This window comes from uncultured Maricaulis sp. (assembly GCF_905480005.1).
GTDB lineage: Bacteria > Pseudomonadota > Alphaproteobacteria > Caulobacterales > Maricaulaceae > Maricaulis.
On the sequence record NZ_CAJQOO010000188.1, the window covers coordinates 1 to 21,350 of the forward strand.

At 62.2% G+C, this 21,350-nt stretch carries 19 protein-coding genes and 2 tRNA genes; 7 read left to right on the forward strand and 14 right to left on the reverse strand.

Translation table 11 applies throughout. From position 1 onward, the window contains the following. Positions 1-344: GIY-YIG nuclease family protein (locus QZ266_RS15120; RefSeq protein WP_295696625.1), on the forward strand; the 344-nt coding region annotated here is incomplete at its 5' end. A 154-nt stretch (positions 345-498) separates the two neighbouring features. Here the strand turns inward: QZ266_RS15120 and QZ266_RS15125 are convergent. The 10 genes from QZ266_RS15125 to QZ266_RS15170 form a co-directional block, all read right to left on the reverse strand. Continuing rightward, entirely contained in the window at positions 499-1,116 is a 618-nt protein-coding gene (locus QZ266_RS15125; RefSeq protein ID WP_295696627.1) for an energy transducer TonB, read from the reverse strand. Between the two features lie 237 nt (positions 1,117-1,353). Further along, positions 1,354-2,829 (reverse strand): hypothetical protein, encoded by a 1,476-nt coding sequence (locus QZ266_RS15130; protein WP_295696629.1) that lies wholly within the window; start codon positions 2,827-2,829, stop codon positions 1,354-1,356. Between the two features lie 213 nt (positions 2,830-3,042). Beyond that, positions 3,043-4,566, reverse strand: coding sequence for a tetratricopeptide repeat protein (locus QZ266_RS15135; RefSeq protein ID WP_295696631.1), 1,524 nt, complete (start codon positions 4,564-4,566; stop codon positions 3,043-3,045). Positions 4,567-4,709: 143 nt separating this feature from the next. Continuing rightward, the gene (locus QZ266_RS15140) at positions 4,710-5,330 is read right to left on the reverse strand and encodes an energy transducer TonB (RefSeq protein ID WP_295696633.1); all 621 of its coding nucleotides are present in this window, start codon (positions 5,328-5,330) and stop codon (positions 4,710-4,712) included. Positions 5,331-5,344: 14 nt separating this feature from the next. Then, positions 5,345-5,746, reverse strand: coding sequence for a biopolymer transporter ExbD (locus tag QZ266_RS15145; protein WP_295696635.1), 402 nt, complete (start codon positions 5,744-5,746; stop codon positions 5,345-5,347). Positions 5,747-5,748: 2 nt separating this feature from the next. Beyond that, the gene (locus QZ266_RS15150; protein WP_295696637.1) at positions 5,749-6,165 is read right to left on the reverse strand and encodes a biopolymer transporter ExbD; all 417 of its coding nucleotides are present in this window, start codon (positions 6,163-6,165) and stop codon (positions 5,749-5,751) included. After that, positions 6,162-6,698, reverse strand: a complete 537-nt coding sequence (locus QZ266_RS15155) for a MotA/TolQ/ExbB proton channel family protein (RefSeq protein ID WP_366523972.1) — start codon at positions 6,696-6,698, stop codon at positions 6,162-6,164. The genes QZ266_RS15150 and QZ266_RS15155 overlap by 4 nt, the downstream gene beginning before the upstream one ends. Positions 6,699-6,712: 14 nt before the next feature. After that, positions 6,713-8,101, reverse strand: a complete 1,389-nt coding sequence (locus QZ266_RS15160) for a MotA/TolQ/ExbB proton channel family protein (protein ID WP_295696642.1) — start codon at positions 8,099-8,101, stop codon at positions 6,713-6,715. A 24-nt stretch (positions 8,102-8,125) separates the two neighbouring features. Then, positions 8,126-8,908, reverse strand: a complete 783-nt coding sequence (locus QZ266_RS15165) for a DUF3450 domain-containing protein (protein WP_295696645.1) — start codon at positions 8,906-8,908, stop codon at positions 8,126-8,128. Positions 8,909-9,516: 608 nt separating this feature from the next. Beyond that, a tRNA-Gln gene (locus QZ266_RS15170) sits at positions 9,517-9,591 on the reverse strand. Positions 9,592-9,805: 214 nt separating this feature from the next. On the opposite strand from QZ266_RS15170, the gene QZ266_RS15175 reads away from it, so the two are divergent. Further along, positions 9,806-9,882 (forward strand) — tRNA-Pro (locus QZ266_RS15175). 206 nt (positions 9,883-10,088) lie between these two features. Beyond that, on the forward strand, positions 10,089-11,876 hold the full coding sequence (gene sppA, locus QZ266_RS15180) for a signal peptide peptidase SppA (protein WP_295696648.1): 1,788 nt from the start codon (positions 10,089-10,091) through the stop codon (positions 11,874-11,876). Positions 11,877-11,962: 86 nt separating this feature from the next. On the opposite strand, the gene QZ266_RS15185 is transcribed toward sppA, so the two are convergent. Together QZ266_RS15185 and QZ266_RS15190 are read right to left on the reverse strand one after the other, a co-directional pair. After that, the gene (locus QZ266_RS15185; RefSeq protein ID WP_295696651.1) at positions 11,963-13,189 is read right to left on the reverse strand and encodes a DUF3667 domain-containing protein; all 1,227 of its coding nucleotides are present in this window, start codon (positions 13,187-13,189) and stop codon (positions 11,963-11,965) included. Between the two features lie 75 nt (positions 13,190-13,264). After that, positions 13,265-14,899 (reverse strand): peptide ABC transporter substrate-binding protein, encoded by a 1,635-nt coding sequence (locus QZ266_RS15190; RefSeq protein WP_295696653.1) that lies wholly within the window; start codon positions 14,897-14,899, stop codon positions 13,265-13,267. 131 nt (positions 14,900-15,030) lie between these two features. On the opposite strand from QZ266_RS15190, the gene QZ266_RS15195 reads away from it, so the two are divergent. Further along, complete coding sequence (locus QZ266_RS15195; RefSeq protein WP_295696654.1) at positions 15,031-15,633, forward strand: hypothetical protein; 603 nt, start codon at positions 15,031-15,033, stop codon at positions 15,631-15,633. 15 nt (positions 15,634-15,648) lie between these two features. After that, positions 15,649-16,443, forward strand: a complete 795-nt coding sequence (locus tag QZ266_RS15200) for a hypothetical protein (protein WP_295696657.1) — start codon at positions 15,649-15,651, stop codon at positions 16,441-16,443. A gap of 712 nt (positions 16,444-17,155) precedes the next feature. On the opposite strand, the gene QZ266_RS15205 is transcribed toward QZ266_RS15200, so the two are convergent. Both QZ266_RS15205 and QZ266_RS15210 read right to left on the reverse strand, forming a co-directional pair. Next, positions 17,156-18,061 carry an ABC transporter permease subunit gene (locus QZ266_RS15205; RefSeq protein WP_295696659.1) on the reverse strand — a complete coding sequence of 302 codons (906 nt, stop codon included), beginning with the start codon at positions 18,059-18,061 and terminating at the stop codon, positions 17,156-17,158. After that, positions 18,058-18,993 (reverse strand): ABC transporter permease, encoded by a 936-nt coding sequence (locus QZ266_RS15210; protein WP_295696661.1) that lies wholly within the window; start codon positions 18,991-18,993, stop codon positions 18,058-18,060. The genes QZ266_RS15205 and QZ266_RS15210 overlap by 4 nt, the downstream gene beginning before the upstream one ends. A 362-nt stretch (positions 18,994-19,355) precedes the next feature. Between QZ266_RS15210 and QZ266_RS15215 the strand changes: the two genes are divergently transcribed. Further along, a complete protein-coding gene (locus tag QZ266_RS15215) occupies positions 19,356-20,303 on the forward strand; it encodes a hypothetical protein (protein ID WP_295696663.1) in 948 nt (315 codons plus the stop codon). Beyond that, positions 20,300-21,214, forward strand: coding sequence for an MBL fold metallo-hydrolase (locus tag QZ266_RS15220; protein ID WP_295696666.1), 915 nt, complete (start codon positions 20,300-20,302; stop codon positions 21,212-21,214). Before QZ266_RS15215 ends, QZ266_RS15220 begins: the two co-directional genes overlap by 4 nt. Positions 21,215-21,350: the final 136 nt, after the last annotated feature.

A 21,350-nucleotide genomic window follows, 5' to 3' on the forward strand; every position in this document is an offset into this window, starting at 1 on the left:
TCATGTTTCACGTATACCTGCTCGCATCGCACAAGCATGGCACACTCTATTGCGGTGTGACGCGTGAACTAATGGCCCGGGTCTACGCCCACAAGGTCCGAACGGCCGGCGGTTTCACAGCCCGCTACGGCGTCGATCAACTTGTCTGGTTCGAGAGCCATGAACTGGTGAACAATGCCATCACCCGCGAAAAGCGCATCAAGCGGTGGCGCCGGGCTTGGAAGATCAACCTTATCGAGACGGGCAATCCGAATTGGCGCGACCTTTATTGGGAAATGGGCGGAGTCGACCCCAAGGATATTGTGCCGGACGAGATGCGGGCGTGGGAGACCACGAAAGTGTAAGCCAAAAGTTTGTCATCCCCGCCGGATAGCCCGCGCAGGCGGGCTGCAGGGCGGGGACCTATGTGGTCGAACACCTAGGTCCCGGACTTGCGCCCCGCCTGCGCGGGGCGTCCATCCGGGATGACAAGGGTGCGCCTCTGCAACAGGCCGGCCCCTAGCCGTTGAGTTGGTAGTCGAGCCGCGTTGTGGCGCCGCGGAAGAGGATGGGTTCGCCGTCCTGGACCTGCGGGTTGTAGCGCCAGCGGCTGACCGCATTCAGCGTGGCCTGCTCGAAGGCCCGGCTGTCACAAGCGATCGGGCGGATATTGGTGGTCGTGCCCTGCGGCGTGATATCGAACATCACCGTGCAGCTCCCCGAATTGCCGCGCGCGGCTTCACGGGCCGGGAAGACCGGCTGGATGCGGACAATCGGTACCGGCGAGCTGTCCGGCGAAACCAGCCCCCCTCTTGTGGAAATTTCGGCGGTGTCCACCGGCGGTAGCCGATAGTTGTCAACGCCGTCGAAATTCTCCGGCGCTGCCGATCGCGGCGTGTCCGGTACCGGCGCTGGCGGCGGAACCGCAACGGGCACGAATTCCGGTCGCCGGCTGCGATCCGCTTCAATTTCCACGACATCAAAGCGGATCTCCACGGGCGGCGCTTCCGCCACCACCTCCGGTGCCACGAAGGGCACATCAATCATCTGCCTCATCATCAGGAAAAGACCGACGGTGATCGCTGCCGCGACCGGCAGCACGATCGGTGTACGTAAATTCTGGACTATGGCTGTCATTGAACAAGCCTCCCCACGGGCGAGTTCTGCATGGCCTCACAGAGGTATGCCCCGATATCCGGCCAGGGGCCCGGCACCGTTCGCCGGCGCCGGGTTGGCCGGTGCGACCCGCCTCACAACACGAGGTCGGGCCGCACGATCAGCCTCGCCACGGGGCGGGGCCAAAGCGGGGCGCAATCGCGGTCAATTGGGGCGATTGCGGGGAGTTGTGCGGGCGCCCGGTCGTCTTGTCCGTTGTCAGATCCGGTCGGACTCTGGCCGACGGTGGCCATAGGTGTCGAACCAGGGCTCGCACATCTCCGGCAGATCGAGCACGCGCAGCCCCTCGCTGTCATACTCGTCCTCGGACACGACCACCTGGAGACGGGCGCGTTGAATGGCGAGTTCACAGCTTTCAATGGTGATTGTGCGCTCAAGCGCAGCGCCCTGCCGGATGATCCGCCGTTTCGAGCTGATGAATTGCAGCCAACCCTGGGCACCGGCGCGGGAATACTCCCAGTCCAGGGCGCGCAGGAAAGCCTGTTCCGCCGCATTGAACGCGTCCATCTCCACGCGGACATTGCCGAGATAGGTCCAGGTGTCACCAGGTCGCGACAGGCCGCCGCGATTGATGGCCTGGACGAAGACGGCCTCGGCTTCGCGGAAATTGCCGGCCTGGAAGAGCGCCTCGCCGTAGGTCTCGTAATCAGGCCCGGCCCCGGATGTGGTGGCGACCCGCTCCAGAACGGGCAGCGCCCGCTCCCATTCGCGGGCATGACGCCAGAGATTGGCCAGTAATTGCATATTGGCGGTCTCTGCCTCGACCCGGCCGGCATTGATCTCGCGCTCGAGCATGACGGCGCCGCCATAGGGATAATCGTAATAGGAATAGTATTGCGCCAGCCGGACCAGCTCCTGGCTCGAATTGAGCATGCCGTTCAGATACATGATCCGGTTTACCTCGAACGCGTCAGTCTCGCGGCCGACCTGCGCCAGCAGGGAGGCATAGCTGGTCCAGTTTGCTTTCTCTGCCGGCCAGCGCGTCACCATCTGCTCCATCAGGCCCAGCTGTTCGGGCGTCCGCTCGAGCTGCTGGTAGAAATAGAGCAGGAGCGAAAACTGATTGCGTGAGGCGCCGCCCCCGGATTCGGCCATGGTGAAGGCCGCGCGGGCATAGGGCAGACCGCCGGTGTGATCGTCGAGCCGGCCATGGGCCTGGGCCAGGCGCACAGCAAGATCGACCGTCAGCGGTGTTCCGCGATCAATAGCGGCTTCGATGAGATTGATACCGGCGCGAAAATCCTCGGCCGCCATCAGTAATTGTCCGGTATTGATCCGCAGCGCATTGGCATCCTCGTCCGGCAGGACGGCGAGCGCGATGACCGAGCGCCAATCGCTGATCGCAGCGTCGAGCCGTTCCAGCTCATAGCGGGCGCGCCCGCGCTGGCGCAGCAGGACGGCGCGCTCATAGGGCGTCAAGGCACGCTCTTCGATCAGGCGCGTATAACCGGCCTCGACCTCGAGCCAGGCCCCGCTTTCTTCCATCTCCAGCAATTCCAGCAATCCTTCCCCGAGCGCCGGCGAGATTGTCTGCTCGGCCCCGTCCCGGTCCTGCATCGCCCCCGCGGGCGCAGCGGTGGTCAAACCGGCAATCAGCGCGAGGCCGAGCGCCAGCGCGGCGATGGCCACAAGGCGATGACCGGCGCCAGGCGCCGGTTGCGTAATCCTGTCCATGATCGTCTCCCCAACGCATGACGCGAACTCCCCAGCCCGGCATTACCGTCATGTCATGAAAGCTTCGGCGGCCAAGGCGGCGGGATTGTGGCGATTTGCGGTTGTCTTTGGGGCAAGCCCGACCGGTGCGGGTGGCGCTTTGCCGGCCCACAAAGAAAAACGCCCCGGCTGAACCAGCCGGGGCGTTGATCATTGGTCGGTCGAAGGCGGCAATCAGCCGGCGTCAGACGCGTCATCCGCGGCATCAGCCTCGGCAACCGAACTGCGCTCTTCGCCATACTGGTTGTACAGGTCGTCACAGCGATCCGGCACATCGACGATGATGCGGCCATTCTCATCGACATCACCCAGAAGGATGGCTGTTTCCATCAGGTCACCGACCGAGAAACGGCACTCGTCCTGGCGGACGCGCTCGCGGATCTCGACCCGCTCACGGGCAGCCCGCTGACGGTTGGTGATGAAGGTCGCCCAGCCATTCGCGGTCGACCTCGAATACGGATAACGCGCACCTTCACGGAAGGCAGCGATCGCCGATTCCTCGCGACCGAGCTCGGCCCGCACATTGCCCAGCAGCGTCCACGCATCACCCGGACGATCAAGACCGCCCCGGTTCAGCGCTTCGGTGAAGGCATCTTCGGCATCATCGAGTTCACGACGCTGCCACAGGGCTTCGGCCAGTTTGAGATAATCATCCCCGTCACCGGTCAGCTGAGCCAGCTGACGCAGGACCGGAATGGCCCGCTCCCACTCACGCGCCTGACGCCACATATTGGCCAGGAGATTGAGGTTGTTGCGGGTCCGCTCGACGACGCCGGCATTGAGCTCGCGCTCAAGCACAACAGCACCGCGATAGGGATACTCATAGTAGGAATAATACTGGGCCAGCGCCACGATCTCACGGCTCTCGGTGAACATGCCGTTGATATACATGATCTTGTTGGCTTCAAACGCATCCTGCTCGCGGCCGGTCTGGGCCAGGAGAGAGGCGTAGGAGCGCCAGTTATTCTTCTCGGTCGGCCAGCGCTGCACCATTTCTTCAATGATACGGAACTGGTCCGGAACGCGCTCGAGCTGCTGGTAGTAGAACAGCATCAGCGAATAGTCGCCGCGCACGCGATCGGCACGCGGATGTTCCGCCCAGAAACGTTCCGCCCAGGGCAGACCTTCCCGATAGCGCTCGGCCTGGGCATAGGCCTGGGCCAGCATCTTTATGACGCGGACATTGAGGACGTCCTCACCGGCCTGGGCCACGGCCTGTTCCAGCGCCGAAATACCCCGGGCATAATCACCCTCGGCGATATAGAGCTGGCCGATATTGATGCGCAGATCGGTCGTCTCGTTCGGCAGCATGCCGCCGGATTCAATCGCGGCTTCCCAGTCGCGGATCGCCGACATGACCTGGTCGGTCTCATAGTAGGACCGCCCCCGCATCTGCAGCGCAATGGAGCGCTCATACGGGTTGATGGCGGCATTGCCGAGCGCGCGGTTCAGCGTGACAATCGAATCAGCGAACAGGTCGGCGGCCTGCTGTGTCTGGGCTTCCAGAACGATCTGACCAATCGCAGCGGAGAAAACCCGCTCCGCCTGGTTCTGCTCGGACTCAGCCTCGTCATTATTGTTGCGACGGCGCTGCGCGTCGGCGTCCGACATCATTACCCCGGCCATGGACACGGCGAGGGCAAGGGATGCGACGCCGCGCATGAGGCCCTTGGTATCGAAACCGTAAAAACGGGTCATCGATGGCTCCTTCATACCAACCCAACTCCCCGGGTCGGCTTTTCAAAAACTCGCGGGATACGGATCCTGGTGATCCTGTCTGTATCCCGTCCGGCCGGTGTGGCGCGGCGGACCGGAGGCCCGCCGCACACGGATCACACGGATCAGTCGTCGCCGAACACGAAGTCGAAGCGCGTTTCCACACCCGTACGGGAGACGGGAACACCGTTTTCGACCTTCGGGTTATAGCGCCAGCGCTCGACGGCCCGGATTGACGCACGCTCAAAGAATGAGCTGTCACACCGGAAGATGTCGATATTGGTCGGCGTACCGTCCGGCGTCACGTCGAAACGAACCCAACAACTCCCTTCGATCCCACGTTCCTGGGCGCGAAGCGGATATTGCGGCTGGATCCGGACCAATGGCTGAGCATCGCGGTCAGAGACCGAGAAGTTCACATTGTTGGAGTCCAGGCGCGGGGCCTCGAAGTCCGGAATCGCACCCATGACGGTGGCGAGACCTTCGGACGGCTGCTCCGCACGCTGCCGCTCGATCTGAGGCGGCGGGGGCGGCGGGTCGACCTGTTGCACGTCATCGATCGTGGTGTCGCGGCGACGGGCTTCCACCTCTGCCACTTCATCATTAATCGAGAACTGACGATCCTCGACACTGTCTTCCTGGATGACCTCGTCAACCGAGATCAGGCGCTGCATAAGCACGAAGAGAAAGACTGTGATGATCGCCGCAACCGGAACGCCGATAACGAGACGAATGAAATTACCCATTTTCTTTCCTCTCGCTACTGCAACGTCGAAATCTTCACTTCGACATCCATCTCCGACAGGAGCTCCTGGACGTCGAGGATCAGACCGATATTGGCACCTTCATCACCCTGGATCATGGCACGACCCTTGGGATTCTCTTGCAGCAACTGCTCGATGATCCCGCGGAGTTCGTTCATCTCATAGACCCGACGATTGACCCAAACCTCGTTCTCGGCCGTCACGGCCACGAGCATGGAGGGGTTCTCGTCATCTTCGGTCACGGCGTCGGGACGGACAGTGTCCACACCCGGCTCCTTGATGAAGACGGAGGTCACGATGAAGAAGATCAGGAGGATGAAGACGACGTCCAGCATGGGCGTCATGTTCAGCTCGACGTCTTCCTCATCGGTATTCACGCGGCTTGCACGTCTCGCCATGTCTACCTCCCCGATTCGTCGGTCTGACGCTGGATTGAAACCGGCACGCCATTGGCACCCATTTCATCCCAGATCTGAACGATGATGCCGTGCTCGGCTTCGTCGTAGACCTCAAGAAGAACTGCGGAATTCGGCTCCTCCGCCCGGAAGCGGTTCACAGCTGAAAGCACGCGGTCCACATCGGTCCGGACCTGGTTGACGAAGATCTCATTGTCATCATCAACCTGGATGACGATCGGCGGCGCTGCATCAGGCGGCGTCTCCGAGTCGTTATCGGGTGGCGGACGCATGTCGATGCCTTCTTCCGACAGGAAGGTGGCAGTGACGATGAAGAAGATCAGGAGAATGAACACGATGTCGAGCATCGGCGTCATGTTCACTTCGGCCTGATCGTCCTTGTGTTGCTGGCGACGTCTCATGACACGGCTCCTTCACCGATCTCGAGCTCGTCCGCCAGCTTCGACACGCGACGCTTGGCGAGGAGTTCGATCTGGGTGGCGAAGATGAGACCCGAAAGGGACGCAACCATGCCAGCCATGGTGGGAATCGTGGCCCGCGAGACACCGGCCGACATGGCCTGGGCATCGGACGAACCCGAGATTGCCATGACGTCGAAAACCGAGACCATGCCGGTCACTGTTCCCAACAGTCCGAAGAGCGGCGCGACAGCGACGAGGGTTTTCACCAGCTCGACATTCTGATCGCAACGCGATTTGACCTCCGAGATGAGTTGGTCGCGGATGGCGTGGGCATACCAGCTATTCCGGTCTGCCCGCGCATTCCACTCCCTCTTCGCCGACTTCGCCATGGCGTCATGCGCCATGTAGAAGTAGGCGAAGCGCTCGAGGATAAAGGCCCACATCACAAAAGTTGTTGCCATGATGACAACCAGGACGGGGCCCCCGCGCTCGAGGAACTCCTGAAGGCCGGTTTGTACGGCCTGGAAATCCATAACGCTTCCTCCGGTTAGCCTTGTGCGCGTTCTTCAGCGTGGCGAGCAATCATGCCGGCCGCCTGCTCTTCGAGCACCTGCTGAACGCCGCGCGCGAAGCTTTGCGCGAAGCTGTGGATGAACAGAAGCGGGATGGCCGCAACCAGACCCAGAACCGTGGTCATCAGGGCTTCGGAGATACCACCAGCCATGATGCGCGGGTCACCCGTACCGAACAGGGTGATCTGGGTGAAGGTCTTGATCATACCGGTGACGGTACCCAGAAGACCCAGCAGCGGTGCAATACCGGCCGCCAGCTTCAGGAAGTTGAGACCGAATTCGAGCTTCGGAGTCTCCTGCAGGATGGCTTCATCCAGCTTGAGTTCCATCGTCTCGACGTCTTTGTCCTTGGCCGCTTCGTAAGCCATCATGACACGACCCAGCGGGTTGCCCTTGGAACCGGAAGACTTGCGCTTCTGGCCGGAGACAGCCGCCTGCGTCATCAGCAGGGAGACCATGCGGAAGATACCGAAGATGGCGGAGATGAAGAGCAGGCCAATGATGACCCGGCCAACTGCACCACCTTGTTCGATACGCTCTTCGAGGTCCGGGACGTCCTTGTAGATGTCCAGGAGCGGGCCACGGGACGGGTCAACAACACCCATCACGACTTCGCCCGGATTCGCATTGAACAGCGTCGAGGCGGCACCGACCATATTGCCCGGCGGTTGCACGCTCATATCGGTCAGGCTGTAGGCGCCCGTGTTTTCACTCTCACCCCAGAGGGCGAAACGCTGGTTATTGTTGTAATTGGTGAAAGCCAGGAACGGGCCGACGCGGGTGATCGGAACCGCGGAACCGTCGCCAATGCCGGTAACCCGGCCATTGAAGGTGACGACCTGCTGCTGCTGGATCATCTCTTCGATGACACGGCGCGGAATGAAATCGAGTTCCGCACGGGTCGGCAGGGTCCGGCTGTTGGACAGGGTTTCCAGAGCGTCAGCGCGACCCGGGAACTGGGCCGAGATCAGCGACTGGTTGACGATGGCGGCGAATTCGCCAGCCGCCTGACGGGCGGCACCGAACAGCTCACCGAACGCACCCTGGCGCTGGCGAAGCTCGGCATCGAGTTCGTCAATACGGACCTGGTTGGCTTCGAACTCGGCCGACAGGTTTGTCGCCTGACGCTCGAGAGCAGCCAGTTCGTTGCGGGCCGTGTTGAGCTGGGCCTGCTGCTGGTTGGTCGATTGCTGGAACTCACGCAGGCGAGCGGCATTTTCAGCGCTGGCTTCGCGGGCGTCGGACCGCACGCGATTGAGGAGTTCGTTCAGGGAACCGGCCGGCTCGGTCTGAGCCGCGACACCGGCGGTAAGGGCCACGCCAAGTGAAACGGCGGCGGCGAGCATCTTCATTGTGGTTTTCATAGCTTAACTCTCCGTTCCAAGCCGTTACTGAGCGACCGTCGGGCCAGGCAGCGGGGCCAGGAAGACTTCTGGCGTCGTCACTTCCTGAGCGATGCGGATGGCGCGGGTCACATTGGCTTCGTAGCTACCCGGAAGGGCTTCCCAGTCGCTCGATCCGTTGTGGAGGATCGTCATGCTGCTGTCGGGATATTTCCGGATCATGGCAACACGGCCGATTTGCAGCACGGTCACCTGAACCGGAATGCCCTCTTCGAGGACTTCTTCGTCGTAGGAGACAACGCCGCGACCGTAGGAGGCCTCGATGTCGTAAGCATTGAGGATGACGCGATAGCGTTCAGCCGGAGAGATGCTCGGATCGTCGATCAGCTCGTAAAGACGTTCGATGCGGGCCAGACGGCCAGCTTCGCCTTCAAGGCGGAAGGGCAGGTCGAGCGCCACGAACTCCTCGAGGAGCACAACCATTTCGCGCATCATCGGCGCGAGGTCGCGCTCGATATTGTCAACGCGGCCGATCTGCTGCTCGAGCGAGGCAATCTCGTTCTCCTGCGAACGGAGGAAGACCTGCTGCTGCTCGACAAAGAGGCGCTGCGACTCGATCTGCTCGAGCAGCGCGCGAAATTCCAGTTCAATGTCGGTCCGCTGGTCATCCAGCTGCTCGATGCGCGACTGGGTCTGAGCCCCGTTCTGCGTATCACCCCGCGCGACTTCGAGCGTTTGGTTCAGCTGCGCTACGGCGGCCCCCCCAAAGGCGCCCGCCGCCACTGTCGCCATAAGCGACGCGCGAACCAAATTCTTCAAGTTCACCATTTCTCGCCTCACAATGGTCAATGCGGGTTTGCCTCGAAAGACTCCCCGCCCCAAAAAAACTTCGATGCTGAGCCAGCAACAACCTGCTGGCCTGGCCCCCTACCCTTGGTTCAAGCGGCCTAACCAAGCCGCCGATACAGCGTCTTAGCGTCCCAAGTCTGCATGAGTGGTTACCGCAACTGCAGTTCACTCGGTCCGCGATGGTTGTCCCATCGTCTCGTAGGCGCAGGCGCGCCGCTTGAAAATCGCAGGAACGCTAACACCTGCGTTACACTACGATCAATACATCTTTGTGGCCGGAATGCGGCTCGAACTGCGCACAATAAGGCGAGATTCGCCTCTCAGGATCACCCGCGCACTGCAGTTCGCGTAAGGATAGCATCGACAACCGCATAAAGTTGCGTGCGCAAACCCGATGGTCGCAAAAATCCAGGCCTCGCCCTTCACACTCACAATTCGGTGATAAGCGCGTCAGAAAGCGCGTCGACATGGCCGACTCGGACATCAGGCACAAGCCGGCACACACGCGTCAGGCCAGGCCTGTCAGCCTCAGCGAGGCGAAAACGGCCCTGAACTCATGATTCCGGGTCAGTGATGATGAAAAAAAATGGCTGGGGCGCCAGGATTCGAACCTGGGAATGCCGATACCAAAAACCGGTGCCTTACCACTTGGCGACGCCCCAACCGTGGCCGTCAGTGACGACGGTTCGGCGTAATTACATAACCGCCGGGAGGGATGCAACGGCCCAATGCGGTTGGTCTCAGTACAAATGACAGAATTTGCAGTTCCACGCGCCAATCCCGGCCGCTCCGACACCGCACTGCTCGAGACCATCAAACGCTGCCTTTGCCGCGTTGCGCGCCGGAAAAGAGTTGGCTATAAGCCGCGCCTCGGTTCGGAGTATAGCTCAGCCTGGTAGAGCACCGTCTTCGGGAGGCGGGGGTCGCAAGTTCGAATCTTGCTACTCCGACCATTCACTTTCCCGCCTCAATGACATCCCATCACCTGGTGCCGGCCCCTGGCCATCATCACGCCGGCGGCCCGCTGCGCGGCGCGCGGGACAGTTCGACTGCGCATCCCTCGACCCAATCGCCATGAGACCCTACATAATGGGCAAAACAGGACTGCATCTTGCAGGGCCTGCCACAGATCATGAAAGCGCGGGGCGAAAGGGCTCTTATGAAACAGTTCTGGATTACTTTCTTCGGGTCGATTGTCGGCGTTATCGTCGGCTCCGTCCTGACCGTCATACTGGGCATCTTCCTGATCGGTGGCCTGATCGGCATGGCCGTCGAAGGTGCCCGCACCGAGACCGCCCTGCCCCAGACCGCGATGGTGCTGGAGCTCGACCTGCGTGATGGCCGGCTGGACAGCCCGTCGCGCTCGCCCTTCGGGTTCGCCGAACCGCTCTCCGTGGTCGACGTCGTCCGCACGCTGGAACAGGCCGAAAGCGATAACCGCGTTGCCGGTATCTTCATCCGTGCCAATGAGTTCGGGATGTCGCCGGGCGTGGCCGAGGAATTGCGCGGTGCCATCGCCGAATTCCGCAATGCCGGCAAATTCGTCGTCGCGCATGCCCAGGGTTTTGAAGGCACCAGCGTGACCGGGTATTTCGCGGTTTCCGGGTCCGACCAGATCTGGTTGCAGGACACGGCAAGCTTCACCCCCGCCGGTCTCGCCTCCGAGGTCACTTTCCTGGGCGGCCTGTTCGAACGCTTCGGCGCGGTGCCGCAATTCGAGCAGTTCCACGAATACAAGAACGCCGCCAACACCTACACCCAGACCGGCTTCACCGAGGCGCATCGTGAAGCAACCCTGTCCTATATGGGCTCAATCTACGACACCGCCGTGGCCCGGATCGCCAGCGACCGGAATGTCAGCGAAGAGACGCTGCGCAGCGTTTTCGAAGACGCCCCGCATACGGCAGAAGAGGCCGAGACGCTCGGCCTGATCGACCGCCTGGGTCATGTCATCGAGGCGCGCGAAGCGACCCTCGCCCGGGTTGGCGGCCAGGGCAGTTTCATCGACATTGAGCGCTATGCCCAACAAGCCACGCCCGCTTGGAATAATGGCCCGGTCATCGCCCTGATCGAAGGCCAGGGCGCCATCGTCACCGGCGATGGCCCTGTCGGCGCCTTTGGCGGTGAGGAGCAGATCGGCGGCGACTTCATGTCCGAGAATATTCTCGCCGCAGCGAATGATCCGTCGGTTCGCGCCATTGTCATCCGGGTCGATTCGCCCGGCGGCTCCGCCATTGCCTCCGACCAGGTCTGGCATGCGGTGAACCGGGCCCGCGAGGCCGGCAAGCCGGTCATCGTCTCCATGGCCTCGGTGGCGGCCTCCGGTGGCTACTACCTGGCCGCGCCGGCCGATTATGTGCTGGCCCACGAGACCACGCTGACCGGCTCGATCGGGGTTCTGGGCGGCAAGATCGTGCTGGACGGCACGTTCGACATGGTCGGCCTGAATGCCGAGACGGTCTCGGTCGGCGGCGAATACGCCACCGCTTTCTCTGCGTCTGAAGAGTGGAGTGAGACCCAGCGCGCGGCCTATCGCGCCCAGATGTCCGACATCTATGACGACTTCACCCAGCGCGTGGCCGATGGCCGCGACCTGCCGCTGGAACGCGTGCTGGAGATTGCCCGTGGCCGCGTCTGGACCGGCGCCCAGGCGCTGGATCTGGGTCTGGTCGACGAGATTGGCGGCTTGCGCGAGGCGGTTGACGCGGCGCGCCAGTTCGCCGGCATCGATCCCGACCAGGCGATCCGCCTGCGCCGCTTCCCGGCCCAGCGTTCGCCCTTCGAGGCCTTCCAGGAGATGTTCGGCGTCTCGGCCGACACGGCCCAGACGGCCGCCCGCCTGAATGCCCTGATGGAGCTGCCGGAAGTCCGCGCTGCCCTCGAGGCCCGCGCGGCGGCTGATCAACGCGGTATCCAGATGCGCTCGAATGCGCCCATGCCGCACTGATCATTGATCGACGTGAAACAGAAAAGGGCCCGCTCAGGCGGGCCCTTTTTTTGTCTGCGCATGAGGGGCAGGCATGCCCCGATTGCTCAGGACATCATCACCGCCACGATAAACAGGCCGAGCATGCCGAAGCTGAGCAGGATGGAATAGACAAAATCCAGGATCACCACGCGCAGGAGCGATGTGAAACGCCCGTGCGAATAGACCGTGCGATGGAGGCGGTAGAGATACCAGTTCGACCAGCCCAGACCGGCAAAGACCGCGATCCAGCCGGGGATGATGTTCGCGGCCAGTGACAGGCCGGTGATCAAAAAGAACATGAAGGCGTGGAAGTGCAGCGACACCACCAGGTGATCGTAGAAGAAATAGCCCTTCTTGTAGAAATGCATGCCGGCCAGCAAGAACGCATAGAGCGGCAGCATGAAAAACATCATGGTCGGCGCCCAGCGTTGCATCTCGGCGGCCAGGGTCGCGCCGCCGCTATCGATGATGCGATCCGTCCGGTCGACCAGCGCCCGCCGGACTTCCAGTGGCAGTTCTTCCAGCCCGTTGGTGTCGACCGTGACACCATCCCCGACCGCGATCGGCCCGTCTTCCCCGACCGCTGCTTCGGCATTTTCAGCCGGATAATCCTCCGGCAGGAGCGCCCGCCGGAAACTCAGCTTGACCTCGTCCCGATTGGCCTGCTCCTGCAGGGCTTGAACCTCCGGCGGAAGGTCAGGCGGGAGCTGGGCCTGCTCAATGCCGGCCTCCGCCATCCGCTGGATATTCGCGCGCTGCTCCTCCGGCACCCCGGCGGCCGCCAACTGCGCTTCCATATCGGTCAGATCGGCCTCGATGGCGGCCACCCCTTCCGGATCCATGACATCCGACGTGTCGGAGCCGCCGCCAATCCCGTCGAGCGCAAAAATGAACAGGAAGAAAAGCACGCTCGCCGTCAGATAGAGGCGGAAGGGCATGACATAGCGGGCGCGGACGCCGCTGAGATAATTCTGGGTGATCTTGCCGGGCTTGAGCATGAGCGGCGGGATGGTCCGCCACAGACGGCCCTCGAGACCGAACAGGCCATCGAGGATATCGGTCAGCAAATCCCAGATCGGCCGGTGATAGGTGTCCGCGGTCTGTCCGCAACTGTGACAGACAGGGCCGGACAGCTTGGTCGAGCAATTGGAACAGACGCCGGCCGGTGTCGGCGCCTCGAAGACCGAATAGCGGTCACGCTTCTTGCGCTTGGAGGCATTGATCGCGTCGCCAAGCTCGCCGGCGGCGCTTCCGGCCACCACCGCATCACTGATTGGGTCACTACCGGTCATGAAAAAGCCCTGCCCCCTGGCGTTGTGCGAACACAAGCTAGGTCGGCAGGGCCTCTTCTGACAAGCGCGACAGACCTATTCGGCTGTGGCGCTGGCCGCTTCCAGGTCCGCAAAGCACAGATAACGCGTGCGGTGGATATTGGTCAGATTGTCTTCCCAGCCAGTAACCCGCGGGTTCACGAGGTTCTTGTTGACGTAGAAAACGATCGGGATGATCGGCATGTCATCGATCATCATCTGCTCGGCCTCGGCCATCATCTCGCCGCGCAGTTCGAGGTTGAGCTCGCGATTGGCGTCGGTGACCAGGCTGTCGAAGTCCGGATTGTTGTAGCGCGCATAATTCATCGGAACCGAGCGATACTCACCCAGGAAGAGGAAATTGTAGGGATCGTTGTAATCCGCGATCCAGCCGCCATCGGCGACCTGGAAATCGGAGGCCCGCAGATTGTCGTAATGGATCTGCGTGTCGTTGACGATCAGCTCCGGCTGGACCCATTCGGCGATCGCCGACCAGTCATTCTGGACAACCGGCGCGATGCGCGGGTTATCGCCGGTGGCGCGGTAGGTGTATTCGAAACGGAACGGATTGTCCGGACCATAGCCGGCACCTTCCAGAAGGGCGCGCGCCATTTCGCGACGCTCTTCGACCGGCGTATCGGCCCATTCGGCTTCAACACCACCGGGATAATTGGCCACACCCGGCGGGATCATCGAATAAGCCGGCTGCTGACCGGCCCGCAGGATTTCCTCGGCGATGAAATTACGGTCGATCGCCATGCCCAGCGCGTTGCGGACGTCGGCATTGTCGAACTGGTCCATCGTCGTGTTCACGGAGAAGTAGATCGTGCCCATGAAGGGGTTCACGCGGACATAGTCCGGGATTTCACGGCGCAGGAATTCCATCTGCTGGCCCGGGAATTCCATGTTCAGATCGAGTTCGCCATTGCGGACCCGGCGTCCGGCAGCCGAATTGTCGACCGTCGGATAGAAATAGACGTCATCCACGCAAACGTTGGAATTGTCGTAGAAATTCGCGTTGCGAATGAGATGGACGTAATTATTGGTGCGCCAGTCTTCCAGCGTATAGGCGCCGTTGGACACCATATTGCCCGGACGCACCCACTCATCGCCATAAACCTCGACCACATGCTGCGGCAGCGGGAAAGTGGTGTAGTGGGTCAGGAGACCCGGCAGATAGGGCGCCGGATTGACCAACTGGACTTCCAGCGTGCGGTCATCAATGGCGCGGACCCCGATCGAGCTTGGCTCGGCGGCACCGGTCGACGCTTCCTCAATGCCCGCGATCGGGTAGAGGAGCGAGACATATTGGGCCCCGGTTGTCGGCGTGGCGATACGACGCCAGGCGAAGACAAAGTCACCGGCGGTGACCGGCTCGCCATCGGACCAGATCGCCTCACGCAGGGTGAAGGTCCAGGTCAGACCGTCCTCGGAGACTTCCCAGCTTTCAGCCATGCCCGGAATCGGCGCGCCGTCCGGATCATCGGTGAACAGACCGAGGAACATGTCCCCGATGATATTGTTCTCCCAGGTGCCGGAGGCCTTGTGCGGATCCAGCGAAAGCGGCTCCGCATTATTGCCGCGATGCAGGACGACCGCATCACTGTCTGCGGCGTCATTGCCTCCGCAACTGGCCAGGGCCAGCGCTGAGGCCGTCACGAGGATGGTGTTGAAAATCTTTGTGCGGATCACGGTTTCGGTCTCCCCTCCGAAGCAGCACGACGAGTCAGATGTCGATGTTCTAGCTGAACATCATCGGCCGGTCGACACTGGCCGACCGGTCGCGCATAGTCGAACAAGCAACGAGATTTACACGAGTGACCATGAACGCGCGATTACTGATTCTTCTGCCAGCCTGCCTGATCGCCGCCCCTGCCCTCGCGCAGTCGGGCGACTCGCCGCTGGACCCGCTCTTCACCTGTCGTGACATCGCCGATGACAGCGCCCGGCTGGCCTGCCTGGATGCAGCCGTCGATGCGCTGCGCAGCGAGACCGAAAGCGGGGAGATTGTCGCCGTCGACCGCGAGCAGATCGAAGCGGCCGAGGAAGCCACCTACGGACTCTCCATTCCTCAATTGCGGCTTCCCGGCCTGTCCCTGCCCGGCGGGGGAGAGGATGCCGAGCTGGCCGAGCTGGAGGCCACCGAGGCTTCGCCGCAGCGTGTGATCAATCGCGATGATGACGGCCAGATCGAAAGCATTGAGGGTCTCGCCGTGGTCGAGATTTCCGAGAACCGGTCGGGCGAGAAGATTATCCGGCTGGCCAATGGCCAGGTCTGGCGCCAGACCGACAATACCTATGTCCAGCTGTCGCGGTCACGCGCCCACAGCGACTATACGGTGACCATCTCAAACGGGGCCCTGGGCTCCCATTTCATGCGCCTGGACAATGGTGGACGCCGTTTCCGGGCCGAACGTGTCGAGTAATCAATCGAGGGTCTCATGACAGTCTCACGCCATGCGGTGATCGCCGCGCTCCTTCTTACCACGGCCCTGCCGGCCAGCGCCTTCGCCCGACAGGATGACGACGCCGTGGACGGTATTCTCGCCTGCCGTGGCATTACCGAAACGGCCGCCCGCCTCGCCTGTTTCGACTCGGCTGCAGAGCGCCTGGCCGGTGATCGTCAGAGCGGTGAGTTGATGACCGTCACGCGCAGTGATGTCGCCGCAGTGGAGGGCGACAGCTTCGGCTTCTCGATGCCGTCCCTGCCGCGCCTGCGCCTGCCGCGCCTCGCGCTCGCCGCCGCAGACCGCCAGCACGACGCCCTGGAAGGCGCGTCCAATACGGTCGACATGACCGATCAGGCCCCGGCGGCAACAGCTGATGCGACGGCCCCGGTTCCGGCAATGAGCACGGCTCCCGCACCGGCTCCAGCTTCGGCTCCGGCACCGGCCCCGGCCCCCGCTTCGGCCCCGGCTCCGGCCCCCGCCGCATCGGCGAGCGCCGCTGCGGGGAATGCCGGGACCTCGGAAACCACGGTCGCCATTCTCGAGCGCGATCATGATGGCGATGTTTTCCGCGTCGAGATGGAGATCGAGCGCACCCGTACGGTCGGCTACAACACGACGGTCTTCTACATGACCAATGGTCAGGTCTGGCGCCAGACCGACACGACCCGCGTGCGCATGCCGCGCGGCGAAGGACACACGGCCGAGATCCGCCGCGCCGCCATGACCAGCTATCTCCTGCGCGTCAACGGCTCAGGCCGCGCCATCCGCGTCGAACGCCAGCGCTGACCCCGACCGCCGGACACCACACAAACAAGGCCGCCGGAGCTGATCCGGCGGCCTTTTTTGTTTGTGTGCCTACCCAATGATTGTCATCCCTGATGGACGCCCCGCGCAGGCGGGGCGAAAGTCAGGGACCTAGCTGGTGGCGACCACATGGGTCCCCGCCCTGCGTCCGGCCTTCGCCGGACATCCCGCGGGGATGACAAGAGATCGTAAGGGCCCTTTGATATCCCTTGTCGGACAAAGAAAAACGGGACAGACACAATTCCGACCCCTCGACGTCCGCGCCCCCGGCGCAAACCCCACCATAAACCGCTTGCCGAGAGTCCGCCGTATCCGTTTCTTCAGGTCAAGGGTGGAACCGCGAAGCGGCCGCGTTGCGGCCCTTGACCTGAAGAAACGGATACGGCCTGCTGGCTGACAAGCGCTCTATGGATCGCCCCGCGCGCGGCGCCCAGGTCGCAGTTGGGATTAATAGGTACCTGTCACCATTTTTTCAGCGCAGAGCCGGGACCCACAAGCCCGGTGCGGCCGATATCGGCGCTTATAGGTCCCGGCTCTACGGCCTGCATACGCAGGCCATTCGGCCGGGATGACAATAGCACGGGAACGCGCTCCAGCGCGGCCTGATCCATACCCCCCCTGTCAGCCCCGCCAAACAAAAGGGCCGCCGGAGCTTGTCCGGCGGCCCTTGTTCATTCTGACGCTGTCCGACCGATCACCGATCCTTCGGATCGATCGCGTCGCGCAGGCCGTCGCCGATGAAGTTGAGGCAGAACAGCGTCACCATCATGGTCACAGCGGGTCCGATCAGCGTCCAGGGCGCCGGTTCCATGTCCTGGGCACCGGCCGAGATCAGACGGCCGAGCGAGGTCAGCGGTTCCTGCACACCCAGGCCGAGGAAGGACAGGAAGCTTTCCGCCAGGATGACGACCGGGATCATCAGCGTGACATAGACCACCACCGGGCCCAGCACGTTGGGAATGATGTGGCGCTGGATGATCTTTGTCCGCGACACGCCGGCCGCGTGGGCGGCTTCGACAAATTCCATGCCTTTCAGGGCGATCGTCTGGCCGCGAACGATACGGGCCATGGTCAGCCATTCGACCGCGCCGATGGCGACGAAGATCAGGACGATATTGCGCCCGAAGGTCACCATCAGGATGATCACGAAGAAGATGAAAGGCAGCGAATAGAGGATATCAACAAAGCGCATCATGGCCTGATCGACCTTGCCGCCGATGAAACCGGCCGTCGCGCCCCACGTCACCCCGATAACGAGGGAGACGAAGGTGGCCACGACACCGACCATGAGTGACACGCGCAGCCCGACCAGGACACGCGCGACCATGTCGCGGCCCTGCGCGTCCGTGCCCAGGAGGTGCCAGTTGTCCAGGGTCGGCGAGATCCAGACGCGGTCGCGATAGATCGTGTCGTAATCATGCACCCAGAGAAGCTGACCGATCGTGGCCAGGAAAACCAGCAGACCCAGGATAATCATCGAGGCGACCGCGGCGCGATTGCGCATCAGGCGGGCGCGCGCATCGTCCCAGAGCGAACGGCCCTGGACCGCAGCTTTTTCGAGCAGCTCGGCCTTTTCCTGCGGCGTGGTAAGCATCGTCATGACTCGTACTTCACCTTCGGATTGAGAACGCCGTAGAGAAGGTCGGCCAACAGGTTGAGGACGATGATCAGCGTCGCATAGACGATGACCACGCCCATCACCACGGTGTAGTCGCGCTGCAGGGCGGCATCGACGAAATGCTTGCCGATACCCGGCAGCTGGAAGACGCGCTCGATCACCAGAGAGCCGGAAATCACCGCCGCCGAGGCCGGTCCGAGATAGGAGACCAGCGGCAGGATGGCCGAGCGCAGTGCGTGGCGAATGATCACCGCCGGCGCCGACAGGCCCTTGGCCCGGGCGGTGCGGATGTAATTCGAGCGCACCACTTCGATCATCGAGGCGCGCATCAGGCGGGCAATGATGGCGATCTGCGGCAGGGCCAGCGTGATCACCGGCAAGATGAGCCGGTCGGGCGTCATGCCATAGCGCGGATCAAGGCCGCCGGTCGGTACCAGTCCCAGATAGAGACCGAAGACCAGCGCCAAGATGGGGCCCATCACAAAGGGCGGGATGGATATCCCGACCATGGCAAAAGTCATCACCGAAAAGTCGGTGCCGGAATTCTGTCGCAGGGCCGCAATCGAACCGAGCAATGAGCCCAGGCCGATGGCCAGCAGCATGGAGAAGAGTCCGATGGTCGCGGAGACCGGGAAACCCTCGGCAATGATCTCGGCGACATTCTTGTCGCGCAGTTTCAACGACGGTCCGAGATCCCCCTGGAAGAGGTTCCCCATATAGTCGAAATACTGAAAGATCAGAGGCTTATCGAGGCCATAGCTGGCCAGGATCACCTGACGCGTCTCTTCCGGCATCGGACGTTCGAGATCGAACGGTCCGCCCGGGGCGACTCGCATCATGAAAAAGGCGACCGTAATGATCACCAGGATGGTCGGGATGGCGACACTGAAGCGCCTGAGTACAAATCCAAGCATGAAGGTTCGGCTCAGTCCAAGGTTCGCGCAGTTTCAATGCGAGGCGGCTGATGTCAATGAAGGCTCTGTTGCTGTAATGCAGCATCCTGAGCAAGCGGCGGTGGCAGCGGGGCCGTCCGCGACCGTGTAGGCTCAGGTGTCGCCGTACTGATAAAAATCTGCGCCATCATCAGTGCGAGCACGAGCCAGCCCAGCCGCAAGATGCGCTTGCCTAGAAATCGACCGGCGTTCACATTCCCCTCCCGTGATCACGGCTTTTGTCCTGATTACGCAAAAACCGCGCCGTCCGTGACCCGGAGTGAATTGCAAGTGTCCGGCGAATGCCTAGGATGCGCGCAGTTTCGACGTAGAAAGGCCAATCCATGCACAGTGCGCTGTGGTGGCGAGATTTCGAGTTCCAGGACGGTATTGTTACCGTCAAGAAGACGGGTGCCCGTCTTCCTCTCAAACTGGGACTGATTGGCGAAGTCCTGTCCTGGTTTCCCTTTTATTTCGTGGTTGAAGGCTGGCGGATCAAATCTGCGTCCCAGGATGGGCCAAAGATCTGGTTTGCGCCCGACCGCCCGCGTCCCTGGTATCTGATCTGGTCGGTGCTGCACGCCGCCGGCGCCCGCATCGCTGCCCATCCGGGCGAGGCCGACGCGGTTTTCGTGTTTGATGACTCGACCACCTGCCGCCCCTGCAATGTTCCCCCCGATGCGCGCGTGATCAATCGTGACTGCCAGAGCATCGAGAAAAGCCATGTCGCCGCCGTCTTCGAGCAGTCCTTCGGGTATTCGCTGGCCGTCGATCCGACCAGCTGGGCCGGCCCAATGGTCGAGAAGTCCGAACTCAATGGCGCCCATGATGGTCGTATCGTTCACGGGCCGGTCTCGGCACCGCGAGCCGGCCGCGTCTATCAGCGGGTGATCGACAACACCGTGCCGGGCGGAATGGTGGAAGACTTGCGCTGCCCCACAATGGACGGACATATCCCGCTGGTCATCCGCAAACGCCGCAAGATCGACTCCCGCTTCTCGAACTCCAATGACGAGATCGAGTGCGCGGAAACCGATGATGTCTTCTCTGCCGAGGAAGAGGCCCAGCTGGCCGCCTTCACGCGGGCCATGGGCCTGGACTGGGGTGGTCTCGACGTGCTCCGCAATCGCGACGACGGGCGCCTTTATGTCGTGGATGTGAACAAAACTGATATGGGTCCACCGGTCGCGATGCAGTTGGATGACAAGATCAAAGTCACCAAGCGGCTGGCCGCAGCTTTCCTGGAATTCCTCGGCCACCCCAAGCCGGAACCGACCAAGCACACACCATGAGTTCTATTCCTTTTGTCCGCGATTTCGATTTCGAGTACGGGCGTTGCGATACGCTCTCGCCCCTGATCCGGCGCGTTGTCGCGCCCAATCCTGGCCCTTTCACCTTCACGGGTACCGGTGTCTACATCATCGGGCATGGCTCGGTCGCCGTCATTGATCCCGGCCCGATCGATCCGGACCACATCGCCGCGCTGGACGCTGCCCTCGCGGGTGAGACCGTCAGCCACGTCTTCGTCACCCATCACCATCTCGACCATTCGCCGCTGGCTCATCCCCTGGCCAGGCGCCATGGCGCCAAAGTCTATGGCTTCGGCCCGCAGCAGAGCGCGCCGGTGGGCGGCGAGGTTCGGCTTGAAGCCGGTGATGATGTCGGCTTTCAGCCCGATATCCAGATCCGGGACGAACAAGTCTTCCACGGCAAGGGCTGGACGCTGGAGGCGCTGCACACGCCCGGCCATACCTCAAACCATGTCTGTTACGCCCTGCACGAGGAAAACACGCTGTTTTCCGGTGACCATGTAATGGCCTGGTCGACGAGCGTGATCAGCCCGCCCGACGGGCATATGGGTGATTATCTGGCCCAGCTTGAGCGTGTCCGGGACCGCGATTTCGTGCGCCTGTGGCCGACCCACGGCCCGGCTGTCGAAAACCCGCGCGACTTTGTCCAGGCCTATATCGACCATCGCCTGGCGCGCGAGGACCAGATCCTCGCCTGTCTTGCCGAGGGTCACACGACGATCCGCGAAATGGTCGAGGTGATGTATGTCGATGTCGACAAACGCCTGCACCCGGCCGCCGCGCACTCTGTACTGGCTCACGTCATCCATCTGGTGGAACTCGGCAAGGTCGCCAGCGATGCGGTTGACCAGATCGATCTGACGGCCACCTTCAAGCTGGCAGAAGCGGCCTAGAGCATTTTCATCGATCTTAGAGTCGCGAAGGGATTCACTTGGGCCGCGAAGTGTGATTCTTAGGGTGTCATCATTGAGCCGGGAGGTCATGGATGACACGAGCGATGAGCGAGGATTTGCGCTGGCGGGTGGTTCG